Origin of the sequence: Klugiella xanthotipulae (assembly GCF_006716695.1) — a bacterium.
GTDB lineage: Bacteria > Actinomycetota > Actinomycetes > Actinomycetales > Microbacteriaceae > Klugiella > Klugiella xanthotipulae.
The window spans coordinates 22,049-34,495 of sequence record NZ_VFPN01000004.1 but is presented as its reverse complement, the minus strand read 5'-3'; the positions used below and the strand labels follow the sequence as shown (position 1 = coordinate 34,495).

Genomic DNA, 12,447 nt, shown 5'->3' with positions numbered 1-12,447 from the left:
AGCGGGGGTGATCCGGTGCGGCCCGACCAAATCTGTCCCAGGTACTCCTGCTCCCCGCGTAGCGGGGGTGATCCCGCCACATCACGATCCACCTCGACCCCTTCGAGCTGCTCCCCGCGTAGCGGGGGTGATCCCAGAAATTTGACGGGCTGGCCCAGGCAGTTTTTCTGCTCCCCGCGTAGCGGGGGTGATCCCGCCCCGAGGGTGATCTGATCCATCCCGGCGTCCTGCTCCCCGCGTAGCGGGGGTGATCCTTTCAGCTTCGGGCATTGACGAGAAGGGGTTGCCTGCTCCCCGCGTAGCGGGGGTGATCCTCACCAAGGCTCTAAGAGCCGCCCCTGAAACCGCTGCTCCCCGCGTAGCGGGGGTGATCCGCCCATGCGGGTCTCGGCAGCGTCTCCACGCTCCTGCTCCCCGCGTAGCGGGGGTGATCCAAGCCGTCCATCAGGCTGCCGTCACAGCGCAGACTGCTCCCCGCGTAGCGGGGGTGATCCGGCCTCACCCACCGCAGTCCTCAACGAATCGGACCTGCTCCCCGCGTAGCGGGGGTGATCCTAAGGAGAACATCATGGCTGAAATTAGGACAGCCTGCTCCCCGCGTAGCGGGGGTGATCCGCTCTGGTGTGAAGTCGAGTGCCTTGAGGTCTTCTGCTCCCCGCGTAGCGGGGGTGATCCTCTCGCGGCGCGCCGCGACCCGCACGGCCGGGACTGCTCCCCGCGTAGCGGGGGTGATCCCCCGAACGCCACCCGCTTGGGCTTGGTCTTCTTCTGCTCCCCGCGTAGCGGGGGTGATCCGGTAGCGTCCAGGTAGCGCTACCACCTCGGTGGCTGCTCCCCGCGTAGCGGGGGTGATCCCGTCGGCGCAGTCGGCACCGCCGCCTTCGCGGCCTGCTCCCCGCGTAGCGGGGGTGATCCCAGGAGCGTGGATACGATGCCCTGGTCGGTCTCCTGCTCCCCGCGTAGCGGGGGTGATCCCCTCGTTTCGGGCTTCCGTGACTCGGCGGCAGCCCTGCTCCCCGCGTAGCGGGGGTGATCCTACCACGGCAAGATTCAGCGGCATCTTCCACGACTGCTCCCCGCGTAGCGGGGGTGATCCCGATTCACAGGCGACGACGAAATCACTGAAATTCTGCTCCCCGCGTAGCGGGGGTGATCCGAACCCGGCGCGGTCGCCCGTGTCGGCGGCCTCCTGCTCCCCGCGTAGCGGGGGTGATCCGCTCGTCGCCTTCGTCGGGGTCTAGCTCCTGCACTGCTCCCCGCGTAGCGGGGGTGATCCTGGACGACGTATGCCCCCGCGGCCAGCGCATCGCCTGCTCCCCGCGTAGCGGGGGTGATCCGTCGACGCCCTGGTCGATGAGGTACTGGTAGGCCTGCTCCCCGCGTAGCGGGGGTGATCCTATCGTGAGCGACACGGTAGCCGACTCTGCCCACTGCTCCCCGCGTAGCGGGGGTGATCCGTTTTACCGCGCACCCCGCGAAATCTTTATCAACTGCTCCCCGCGTAGCGGGGGTGATCCTAGTCATGCCACATTTCGGTGGCGTAGGCTAGACTGCTCCCCGCGTAGCGGGGGTGATCCTATGGGGCGGGTTTCCGCCCGACCGCCGGGGAACTGCTCCCCGCGTAGCGGGGGTGATCCTGGGTTGGAAATGGGTTGCGAAGTTGGACTCCGCTGCTCCCCGCGTAGCGGGGATAATCCAACTCGGGTCTGTGACAACACTCGGGTCTACGACAACACCCGAGTCTCAGCTCAGCTCGCCGACCAACGAAGCCTGGCTCCACGTTCGCCACTGTCAGCATCCTGGAGCCGTCTGGTTACTTCGGCAGGTCCCTCCTCAACTTCTGCACATGTCTTTCGGAGTGCACCGCCACAGGCTAGTGCCGAGGGTACTCAGTCTCCGAGACGTGCTCTCCCCCACTCAGTTTCTGGCCCGTCCTGGCCCTCGCCGAGTGACTCTCACATCGCCAGGTGCCCCATAAAGTCCTACGGAGTCGCCCCGTGCCAGCGCCACTCCCCGGGTGGCCTGTAGACGGTGCCTCCGGCCGCATCTCGATCAGTTCGCCACAGCGAGACTGCACCAGTCCGCGGCCGTCGGTCACATGCAGTGTCTGGCCGTTGGCGTGCCGGTGCCACGCGGTTCGGGCTCCCGGCGCAAAGCGCACCGTGTTCACGCGCAGCCGCGACGGCGGCTCGCTCTGCGCAATCACATCAAAGTGCACGTCACCGGTAAACATCTCGGTAAACCCCGCCGTGGTGGGCTGCTTGGGGTTAGCTTTCATGAGCGATCCTTATCTATTCTGACCGTGCGGTGCGGATGCCTTCGGCAGGTTCGGCCGTGTACACGAAGAGTGTGAGGCCGGGGTCGGCGGGCAGCCCCATCGCCTCAATGGTGAGGCCAAGGTCGCCCACAGCAGGGTGGCGCAGGGCCTTGCGTCCGCTGCGGTGGAAGCGCACATTGTGCGAAGCCCAGCGGGCACGAAATGTCTCGCTCTGCGTCGATACATCCTGGTGGGGAAGCTGAACCCGGGCCGGGTGTTTGACCGGGTTGCGCCGGTCGGGCCGTCTGCTCACGCGCGCGAAAGAATCGTCGTGATGTACGGCCTCACTTTTTCCTGATGAACGGCGTCTACACAGTGGCGGTACTTTCACACCGCCCACTCACACGAGACACCCTCAATCGTCAGGAGAAAACCAATGTCCATTGCATTTATCACGGGTAGCACCAGGGGGCTGGGGTTTGCGACGGCGCAGGCCCTCGCCGAGGCGGGACACAGCGTCATTATTTCGGGCCGAACGGAGAAGGCCACGGACGAGGCTCGCGCCTTTCTCACCTCCGTAACGGGGGTCAACGTGGATGCCGTCACCCTCGACGTCACCGACGAGATGAGTATCCTGTCGGCCGCCGAGACAATCCGCACCCGATACGGTGTGCTCGACATCCTGGTCAATAACGCGGGCGTCGTCCTGGAGAGACCGGATATCCCACCAACCGAGTACTCCTCGGTGGACGTTTTCCGCGCCACCTTCGAGACAAACGTTTTTGGGGTTATCGCGGTCACGAATGCGCTGACCCCGCTGCTTCGGACAAGCACCGCGGGGCGGATCGTCAACGTTTCGAGCACGATGGGATCACTCAGCGACCAGGCCGACCCGGATTCAGCCTATTTCTCATCACTGGTGCACGCTTATCGAACCTCGAAGGCGGCGCTCAACAGCGTGACGATTGGGTTGAGCAAACAGTTGGCCGACAGCACTATTGTGGTCACGGCGGTCTGCCCGGGCTTTGTCCAGACGGAGCTCACCCCCCTGAACCAGGACGCCCCGCTCACCGCAGGGGAGGCTGCGGGTGTCATCCTCAACGCGGCCCTGCTCCCCGCGGGCTCCCCCAGCGGAACCTTCGTTGACGCGCACGGTCCCGTGAGCTGGTGAACAGGGCCTGGGGCAGGGTACGCACACTCTCCACAAAACAACTCCCCTGTTTGCGATGCCTCCATGTCCGCAGTAGCCTGAAACCATTTCCCGCCGGGCTCACAAGCCCCGGGTAAAAGAGGTTGTGGGGGCGCTACCGACTTTGGTCGGTAGCGCCCCCACCTTTTTCGGCCACGGACGGAGCACAGCGGATATGACGTACACAATCGAGATCAGAGAAGAAGAAGTTTTGGCGGCAATCAAGAAACTCCAACAGGCCGAGGGGGACATCGCGAAGGCTAGTTCTGGGCCAACGCCAAACCTCACCTGTGCGGCACAGCCCACCGCCATGCAAGAGTTTGATGACATGATCGACTGGGCATTGGTGGAACTAAAAGTCAGGACCAATAATTGGCAGCATTACTTGGCCACGCAAGCCGATAACATCAAGGCCACGGTGGAAGACCTCATCGCCCGGGACGAGAGCTTCTCTCTAGATCTCAACACCGACACTGGCTGGGTGGAGAATGTTCAGGCGACGACGGGAACCGCACCAGCCAGCGACACGAGCACACGGAGCACCGGAAGTCCTTCCGTGGATCCAGGTGAGGGAGAAACCGAATCCACCCCAGCACCGGCAGGCTCCGGCGGCTCAAGCCGCCCCACACCGGCAACCGACGGAGAGGATAACGGATGAGCAGTATTCACTGGAACGTTAAACACACGGTGCGACTACTGAGTGTCCTCCTCACAGCATCACTTTTCGGCATGATCGGGATGTCTCCTGCGACAGCCGATGGAAACCCTGGCCTGTGGTACTTTGACGACTACGGAGTCCAGCAAGCACACGACGAAGGTTTCACCGGTAAAGGTGTCACAATCGCCATCATAGACACGCCGATCTACAGCGATATACCTGGGCTCGATAGTGCAGACATCACTGTGCACGAACCCGGATACTGCGATATTAGCGGCACCCCCGGAACCCGTGCACCCGCAACCAGCACTGACCCCCGAGCCTCCACACACGGGACCGAGATGGCTCTTCTTATCGCGGGAAACGGAAAAGGCTCCAACCCTGGAGAAACAACCGCACGCGGAGTCGCCCCCGGTGCGAAAATAAACTACTATGCCACCTCTTACCGTGAAGTAGATTTTGTTGAGTTGTCGAGTGACATCAACTGCTTCCGCAACGGTGAGGACGGCCAAGAGGATTCCGTTATCGAAGCTCTCTCCCAGGCCCTCAAAGATGGTGCCGACATCATCTCTATGTCCTTCGCAACGGGCTCCTCACCTAAGCTTGAAGACCTAGTTTCTGAAGCGCTCAAAACGGGAGTTATCCTTGTCTCGGGTACCTCCAACGATAAAAATCGCTCCATGGGGATGGCCTCATTCAATGGTGTCGTCACCATGCAATCTGAAACCAAGGATAGCGAAATATATGCTGACGCGAAAAAACCAGATGATTCAATCACGGCCGTAGGGCCGGGAGTAGAAGTTCTGGGTCTCGATGAGCACTGGGGGCCCAAACTCATTACCGGAACATCACCTTCAACGGCTATTACTGCCGGGTTCTTGGCTCTTGTAAAGTCAAAGTATCCCAGCGCAACCGGAAATCAAATCATTCAATCCCTCATTAAAAACACTGGCGCCTCGGAGCACACTGTTTACTATGATCCCCAAAAATACTGGGGATACGGGTCCATGTCGCTCAATCAGATGCTCAGTTTCGACCCAACGAACCTTCCGGACATCAACCCGCTATTCAATAAATTATACGGTTTTCCGAAATACGATGATGTTTTCGATGAAAAAATTTCCATTCCGACGACAAAGGAGACTTTAGCTCCATCGAAAGAAACTGACACATCAATACTCATGCTGAGCATTTCTCTTGGGGGGATACTTCTCGCCGGAGGAGCAGTCTTCTTAATAATTTTACTCAACAGTCGAAGAAAAAGAGCCAGAAATTCTCTTCCCTCGACCTTCGAGAAAGGACTCTAGTCATGGGATACTACGAAGAACTTCTTTACCGATCTGCCTATCGTGCAAAGATAGACTCGACCGATTTCCAGAAAATACAGCGTGCCGCAGATAGCGCTTCGCTGGCCCTCAAAAAAGTTGCCGGCACACCCGGCTGGGATGGAAAATCTGCAGACGCGGCAGTCAGCATTTTCGATACCACTGGAAAGAAAATGGCAGAAAGTGCCGACTATCTTAATGAAATCAAACGGATAATTGATGGGGCAAATCGCCTCATCGACTACGCACGGGATGCTTACGAGGAGATTCAGAACATCGGCCTCACCTCGGTCGAAAAAGCTGCAATTGTTGCCGGTGGAACTCTTCTCGTACCCGGGGTTGGAACCATTCTCAGCACAGCTGGGATCGCAACAGCAGAAGCGGCGTTGGGTTGCCCTAGAGAAGAAAAATCAAAGGCCGCCCTTGAGGCGCTCTCCGAAGAGTCTCAAACCCTTGCTCACAGCGTGGAAAATAATGTCAAAAACATCTGGAAGTGGGCTCCCGGTCAGGACCCTGTTACCGATGTTCCCCGCCACGAATACCCGCCGCCGACGGAACGCGGTACGACCGGCGATCCTGGCCCCGTCGGTGGTACCGGCTCTACCGATGGTGTTGGCGGTATCGGTGCGGGTCCGGTTTTCCCGGGCCCTGGTTCCACGGTTCCCGGTCCGATCACCGGTATAACAGACCCCGGCCCCGGTGGCGGTGGTACCGGCCCGGGCGGTTCCGGTCCCGGTGGTGGCGGCGGCGGTGGCGGTACGGGCGTCCCGGTTGTGTCCACGCTGCCGGGTGATGGAATCGTGTGGGATCCTGAGTCTCCGTACTATCCCGGAGACACGTCCGCGGATGACGGCAGTGGTTCTGGTGGCGGTACCACGGGCGGTTTAGGGAACGGTACCGGCGGTGTCCTCGGGGGTATCGCGGGTGCGGGAGTAGCCGTAGGGGCCGCGAAACTCAGCACGGGCGGCCTGGGCGGCGGCGGTGTGGTCCTGGGTGGTGGTAACACCCCGGGCGGTACAGGACTCAAACCCGCACCCGCGAGCACGACCCCCACGGGTGCGGGTGGTGCTCGTGGTGGGATGGGCATGATGGGCGGCGCCCCGGCCGGTAGCGGGTCAGGAGAGAAAAAACGACCCACCACACGAGGACTCATCGCGCCGAGACTCGAAGACGATGAACCCTTCGTGCAACCTAAAGCCGGTGCCGGCTCACGCGTCCCCGGTGATCCCCTGTATGAAGCCGCGCAAGCACAACGCCGCGCCGAAGAAGAACGCAACAAACCCACACCCAAAAAACGATGGTGGCACCACTAACCACGAGAGACCCACTCTCCGCCATGACCTACACAGAGACCCTCGATCATCCAACCCCCACCCAGGGCAGTGCCCCAGCGCCGCCCGCAGCAGGGAGAGGCTAGCGCCTCACGACAGTTCTCCGTTTCAGGACGGGGCGGAGATCACGGTTGGGCTCACCCACTACCCCGTAGACCCGGCCCTATTATCGGGATGCGCGGGACCAGCGCGGCGGTCGCGTTAATGGAACTCCGCTCACGGTACGTCATGATTCTCGCACCTCACATTCACGACTGATCTACCCGTCTTCGTGGCCCACCCGCCGGTCGCCGTGGGAACCCCCGATTGACGAACCCCCACAGAGGGGACTACTCTAGCTACAAATTGAAACGATTCATTTCGAGCATGACTCGGAGTGGGTTCCGCATCCGTACCCGACCGTCCCGCAACGAGAGGACTCAACGTTGAGCACTCACACACCCCACCAGCGCGTGTGCTTTCAGCTCCAGGTGAAACCCGAGCGCATCGCCGAATACAGGGAACGGCACGCCGCCGTCTGGCCCGATATGCTCCGCGCGCTCTCCGACACCGGCTGGCACAACTACTCCCTCTTCCTCCGAGACGACGGCCTCCTCATCGGCTACCTCGAAACACCCAGCCTGGCCGCAGCCCAGGCCGGAATGGCCGCCACCGAGGTGAACGCCCGCTGGCAGGCCGAGATGGCCGAATTCTTCATCGACCTCGACGGTGCACCCGACGAGGGTTTCCTCCAGCTGACCGAGGTGTTCCACCTCGAAGACCAGCTCGCCCCGCTCAGTAACTAACCCCACAGACCAACACCCTCACACAGAGAACGGAACCATCGTGAGTCTCAGCCCCGACATCCTCGCCCAGCTCGACGCCCAGGCCATTGAAGTACCCTCCTGGGCCTACGGCAACTCGGGCACCCGCTTCCGCGTATTTGGCACGCCCGGCACACCCCGCACCCCGTTTGAGAAGGTGTCGGACGCCGCCCAGGTCAACAAGCTGACCGCCCTCGCCCCCACCGTGGCCCTGCACATCCCCTGGGACCGGGTGGACAACTTTGCCGACCTGCGCAAGCACGCCGAAGACGAGGGCATCCGGCTCGGCACGATCAACTCGAACACCTTCCAGGACGAGGCCTACAAGCTTGGCAGCCTGACGCACAGCGACCCCGCGGTGCGCCAGAAGGCCATCGACCACCACTTCGAATGCATCGACGTGATGAACGCCACGGGCGTCACCGACCTCAAAATCTGGCTCGCAGACGGCACCAACTACCCCGGCCAGGCGGATATCCGCAGCCGCCAGGACCGCCTCGCCGAATCGCTCGCCACCATCTACGAGCGCCTGGGCGACGACCACCGGATGCTCCTGGAATACAAATTCTTCGAACCCGCCTTCTACCACACCGACGTACCCGACTGGGGCACCAGCTACGCGCACACGAGCGCCCTCGGCGAGAAAGCCCAGGTGGTGCTCGACACCGGCCACCACGCCCCCGGCACCAACATCGAGTTCATCGTGGCCCAGCTGCTGCGCCTGGGCAAGCTCGGCGCGTTTGACTTCAACTCGCGCTTCTACGCCGATGACGACCTGATCGTGGGTGCGGCCGACCCGTACCAGCTGTTCCGCATCATGTACGAGGTCATCCGCGGCGGCGCGCTCGATCCCGAATCGGGTGTGGCGTTTGTGCTCGACCAGTGCCACAACATCGAAGAAAAAATCCCCGGCCAGATCCGAAGCGTGATCACGGTGCAGGAGATGACGGCCCGCGCCCTCCTCGTGGACCGCACCGCCCTCACCATCGCCCAGGAGGCCGGCGACGTGCTCGGAGCCAACCAGATCTTCATCGACGCGTTCTACACGGATGTTCGCCCCGACCTCGCCGCGTGGCGTGAGCGCCGCGGGCTGCCTGCCGACCCGATTGCGGCCTACACGGCATCCGGATACCAGGAAAAGATCAACGCCGAACGCGCGGGCGGCACCCAGGCCAGCTGGGGCGCCTAAGCGCCCACCCACCCCACACCTCAACCCCACCACCAGGAGACACACCATGAGCAGCGACGCAGCACGGCAGTTGATTGCCCGGTCGAACCGCCTCGGTTCTGACCCGAAGAACACCAACTACGCCGGGGGTAACACCTCGGCAAAGGGCACCGACACCGACCCCGTCACGGGTGAGGATGTTGAGCTGATGTGGGTGAAGGGGTCGGGCGGAGACCTGGGCACCCTCACCGAACAGGGCCTGGCCGTGCTCCGGCTGGACCGCCTGCGCTCACTCGTAAACGTGTACCCGGGGCTTGACCGCGAGGACGACATGGTAGCCGCGTTTGACTACACCCTGCACGGAAAGGGCGGTGCGGCACCCTCCATCGACACGGCCATGCACGGGCTCGTGGAGGCGGCACACGTTGACCACCTGCACCCCGACTCCGGCATCGCCATCGCCACCGCGGTGGACGGCGAAGAACTCACCGGAAAGATCTTCGGCGACACGGTGGTGTGGGTGCCGTGGCGTCGCCCCGGCTTCCAGCTGGGGCTCGACATCGCGGCAATCAAGGCGGAGAACCCCCAGGCGATTGGCTGCATTCTGGGCGGCCACGGCATCACGGCCTGGGGTGACTCCAGTGATGAGACAGAGGAACGCTCCCTCTGGATCATCAACACAGCGGCCGACTACATCACGGCCCACGGGAAGCCGGAGCCGTTTGGCCCGGCCCTCGACGGCTACGGCGCGCTGCCCGAGGCCGAGCGCCGCGCGAAGGCGGCGGCCCTGGCCCCCACCATCCGCGGCCTCGCCTCGGTGGACAAACCCCAGGTGGGCTCCTTCAGCGACGCGGAGGTGGTGCTCGACTTCCTCGCGTCGGCCAACCACCCCCGCCTGGGCGCGCTCGGCACCAGCTGCCCCGACCACTTCCTGCGCACCAAGGTAAAACCGCTGATCCTGGACCTGCCGGCCACGGCATCCGTCGAAGACTCCATCGCTCGGCTCACCGAGTTGCACGAGCAGTACCGCGCCGACTACCGGGCGTACTACGACACGCACGCCACAGCGGACTCGCCCGCGATGCGCGGCGCAGACCCGGCCATTGTGCTCATCCCCGGCGTGGGTATGTTCAGCTTTGGCGGCAACAAGCAGACGGCACGGGTGGCCGGTGAGTTCTACATCAACGCCATCAACGTGATGCGCGGGGCCGAGTCGCTCTCCACCTACAGCCCCATCAGCGACGCCGAAAAATTCAACATCGAGTACTGGGCGCTCGAAGAGGCCAAACTCCAACGGATGCCGAAGCCGAAATCCCACGCCTCCCGCGTGGCATTCGTGACGGGGGCCGCCTCGGGCATCGGCAAAGCCATCGCCGCCCGCCTCGCCGCGGAGGGAGCCTGCGTGGTGATCGCCGACCTCGACCTGGCGAAGGCGCAGGCCGCGGCAGCCGAGCTGGGCTCCACGGATGTGGCCATCGGCGTGCAGGTGAACGTGACGGACGAGGCGCAGGTGCAAGCCGGTCTCGATGCCGCGGTGCTCGCGTTTGGCGGCGTCGATATCGTGGTAAACAACGCGGGGCTGTCGCTGTCAAAGCCGCTGCTAGAGACCACCGAGGCCGATTGGGACCTGCAACACAACGTGATGGCGAAGGGATCCTTCCTGGTCTCGAAGGCCGCCGCGCGCATCCTCATCGACCAGAAGCTGGGCGGCGATGTGATCTACATTTCCTCGAAGAACTCGGTATTCGCCGGGCCCAACAACATCGCGTACTCCGCGACCAAGGCTGACCAGGCCCACCAGGTACGCCTGCTGGCCGTCGAGCTGGGCGAGCACGGGGTGAAGGTCAACGGTATCAACCCGGATGGTGTGGTGCGGGGATCCGGCATCTTCGCCTCGGGGTGGGGTGCCAACCGCGCCAAAACATACGGCATCGAGGAGGATGACCTCGGAAAATTCTACGCGCAGCGCACAATCCTCAAGCGCGAGGTGCTGCCGGAGAACGTGGCCAACGCGGTCGCTGTGCTCACCGGGCCGGACCTGAGCCACACCACCGGCCTGCACATCCCCGTGGACGCGGGCGTTGCGGCGGCATTCGTGCGATGACCGACTCCACCGTGATTGCCGTTGACCTGGGCGCGACCAGCGGCCGGGTCATCTCGGCCACCGTCAGCCCCAACCGTCTACAGTTGGGGCTGACGAGCCGGTTCCCGAACAACCCGGTGACGGTGTGGGCGGGACAGGCCCCCGCGATGCACTGGAACCTCCTGGAGCTGTACCGCGAGGTGGTGGACGGGCTGCGCGTCGCGTTCCGCGAGGCACAGCGGGCGGGGGGCTCGGGTCTCGGCTCAATCGCGTCACTCGGGGTGGACTCCTGGGCGGTCGATTACGGGCGGATGCGCGGCGGGGCCCTCGCGGGCATCCCGTACCACTACCGCGACGCCCGCACCGCTGCCGGGGTCGAGGCGGTACACGGCGCGATATCGCCCGCCGAGCTCTACGCAGTCAACGGCCTCCAGTTTCTCCCCTTCAACACGGTGTACCAACTGGCGGCCGACCGCGACGCGGGGCTGCTCGACGGCATCGACGAGGCCCTCCTGGTTCCAGACCTCATCAACTACTGGCTCACGGGTGAGCGCCGAGCGGAACGCACCAACGCCTCCACCACGGGCCTGCTCGACATCGGCACGGGCCGCTGGTCGGATGCGCTGCTCACGCGCCTCCGCCTGCCCGCATCCCTCCTCCCGCCGCTCATCGCCCCGGGCGAGACGGTCGGCTCGCTGCTGCCCTCGGTACGGGACGAGCTGGCGCTGGGCCTCGGCGCGGGTGCGGCCTCCGCGCTGAGCACCGTGCCCGTCGTGAGCGTGGGGTCGCACGACACCGCCTCCGCGGTCGTGGCTGTGCCGTCCACCGACCGCAACATCGCCTACATCTCCTCGGGAACCTGGTCCCTCGTGGGCCTCGAACTCGACTCCCCCGTGCTCACGGAGGCCAGCCGCGCCGCCAACTTCACCAACGAGGGTGGGGTAGATGGCCGCATCCGTTTCCTGCGCAACGTGATGGGCATGTGGCTCATCAGCGAGTGCCTGCGCGAGTGGGAGAAGGCCGGTGTCTCCGCGGACCTGCCCACGCTGCTGGCCCAGGCCGAGGCGCTACCCGGCGGCAGCGTGTTCGACCCCGACCACCCCGACCTGCTGCCCGCAGGCCCCATGACCGAGCGGATCGCCGCGCGCTGCGCCGAGGCGGGCCAGCGCATCCCGTCGAACCCCGCGGAGTATGTGCGCAGCATTGTCGAGAGCCTCGCGGAGGCCTACCACAGCACCATCCAGCAGGCCGCGTCGCTCTCGGGCACCTCGGTCGAGGCGATCCACGTGGTCGGTGGCGGCTCCCAGAACGCGCTCCTGTGCCAGCTGACCGCAGACCGCACCGGCCTCCCCGTGATCGCCGGCCCCGTCGAGGCCACCGCCATCGGCAATGTGCTGGTGCAGGCCCGCGCTGCCGGGGTCATCTCCGGCGACCTGGAGTCGCTGCGCGCGCTCGTCGCCGCCTCGGTGCCCCTCACCCGCTACACCCCTCGCCGCCCGAGCCACCCCCGGTAACGCCCCACCCACGGTGACTTTTCCTCACAGATCGACGTTTATTTCCCTACCCCGTAGCCAGAACTCACCCTGAGTGCGCCACCCGGCCCGTGCACATCCGCGCCCGTGCACACCACCGC

Annotated in this window: 10 protein-coding genes and 1 CRISPR repeat array (1 of these 11 running past the window's edge); of the genes, 8 read left to right on the top strand and 2 right to left on the bottom strand. The window is 64.0% G+C overall.

Annotation, left to right across the window (positions count from 1 at the left end; translation table 11 throughout):
• A CRISPR array of direct repeats spans positions 1–1,697; the repeat unit is 27 nt; unit sequence CTGCTCCCCGCGTAGCGGGGGTGATCC; it reaches 433 nt to the left of the window's first position.
• A gap of 176 nt (positions 1,698–1,873) precedes the next feature.
• Both FB466_RS12575 and FB466_RS13800 read right to left on the bottom strand, forming a co-directional pair.
• Positions 1,874–2,278, bottom strand: a complete 405-nt coding sequence (locus tag FB466_RS12575) for a cupin domain-containing protein (protein ID WP_211344833.1) — start codon at positions 2,276–2,278, stop codon at positions 1,874–1,876.
• A 13-nt stretch (positions 2,279–2,291) separates the two neighbouring features.
• On the bottom strand, positions 2,292–2,570 hold the full coding sequence (locus tag FB466_RS13800; protein ID WP_342777461.1) for an MmyB family transcriptional regulator: 279 nt from the start codon (positions 2,568–2,570) through the stop codon (positions 2,292–2,294).
• A 123-nt stretch (positions 2,571–2,693) separates the two neighbouring features.
• On the opposite strand from FB466_RS13800, the gene FB466_RS12565 reads away from it, so the two are divergent.
• The 8 genes from FB466_RS12565 (at position 2,694) to FB466_RS12530 (ending at position 12,328) form a co-directional block, all read left to right on the top strand.
• The gene (locus FB466_RS12565; RefSeq protein WP_141918809.1) at positions 2,694–3,428 is read left to right on the top strand and encodes an SDR family NAD(P)-dependent oxidoreductase; all 735 of its coding nucleotides are present in this window, start codon (positions 2,694–2,696) and stop codon (positions 3,426–3,428) included.
• Positions 3,429–3,621: 193 nt separating this feature from the next.
• The gene (locus FB466_RS12560; protein WP_141918807.1) at positions 3,622–4,104 is read left to right on the top strand and encodes a hypothetical protein; all 483 of its coding nucleotides are present in this window, start codon (positions 3,622–3,624) and stop codon (positions 4,102–4,104) included.
• Positions 4,101–5,411 carry a S8 family peptidase gene (locus FB466_RS12555; protein WP_141918804.1) on the top strand — a complete coding sequence of 437 codons (1,311 nt, stop codon included), beginning with the start codon at positions 4,101–4,103 and terminating at the stop codon, positions 5,409–5,411. The genes FB466_RS12560 and FB466_RS12555 overlap by 4 nt, the downstream gene beginning before the upstream one ends.
• A gap of 2 nt (positions 5,412–5,413) precedes the next feature.
• On the top strand, positions 5,414–6,742 hold the full coding sequence (locus tag FB466_RS12550; protein ID WP_141918802.1) for a hypothetical protein: 1,329 nt from the start codon (positions 5,414–5,416) through the stop codon (positions 6,740–6,742).
• Between the two features lie 443 nt (positions 6,743–7,185).
• Positions 7,186–7,545, top strand: a complete 360-nt coding sequence (locus FB466_RS12545) for an L-rhamnose mutarotase (protein WP_141918799.1) — start codon at positions 7,186–7,188, stop codon at positions 7,543–7,545.
• Between the two features lie 37 nt (positions 7,546–7,582).
• Positions 7,583–8,752 carry an L-rhamnose isomerase gene (rhaI, locus tag FB466_RS12540; protein WP_211344841.1) on the top strand — a complete coding sequence of 390 codons (1,170 nt, stop codon included), beginning with the start codon at positions 7,583–7,585 and terminating at the stop codon, positions 8,750–8,752.
• Between the two features lie 46 nt (positions 8,753–8,798).
• The gene (locus FB466_RS12535) at positions 8,799–10,835 is read left to right on the top strand and encodes a bifunctional aldolase/short-chain dehydrogenase (RefSeq protein ID WP_141918795.1); all 2,037 of its coding nucleotides are present in this window, start codon (positions 8,799–8,801) and stop codon (positions 10,833–10,835) included.
• Positions 10,832–12,328, top strand: a complete 1,497-nt coding sequence (locus FB466_RS12530) for a rhamnulokinase (protein ID WP_141918793.1) — start codon at positions 10,832–10,834, stop codon at positions 12,326–12,328. The genes FB466_RS12535 and FB466_RS12530 overlap by 4 nt, the downstream gene beginning before the upstream one ends.
• Positions 12,329–12,447 lie beyond the last annotated feature (119 nt).

What these genes read in the sequence shown, in the direction of transcription:
- FB466_RS12530 (WP_141918793.1), top strand. Translation starts at nt 10,832, where the DNA reads ATGACCGACTCCACCGTGATTGCCGTTGACCTGGGCGCGACCAGCGGC.
- FB466_RS12535 (WP_141918795.1), top strand. Translation starts at nt 8,799, where the DNA reads ATGAGCAGCGACGCAGCACGGCAGTTGATTGCCCGGTCGAACCGCCTC.
- FB466_RS12560 (WP_141918807.1), top strand. Translation starts at nt 3,622, where the DNA reads ATGACGTACACAATCGAGATCAGAGAAGAAGAAGTTTTGGCGGCAATC.
- FB466_RS12575 (WP_211344833.1), bottom strand. Translation starts at nt 2,278, where the DNA reads ATGAAAGCTAACCCCAAGCAGCCCACCACGGCGGGGTTTACCGAGATG.
- FB466_RS12555 (WP_141918804.1), top strand. Translation starts at nt 4,101, where the DNA reads ATGAGCAGTATTCACTGGAACGTTAAACACACGGTGCGACTACTGAGT.
- FB466_RS12550 (WP_141918802.1), top strand. Translation starts at nt 5,414, where the DNA reads ATGGGATACTACGAAGAACTTCTTTACCGATCTGCCTATCGTGCAAAG.
- FB466_RS12565 (WP_141918809.1), top strand. Translation starts at nt 2,694, where the DNA reads ATGTCCATTGCATTTATCACGGGTAGCACCAGGGGGCTGGGGTTTGCG.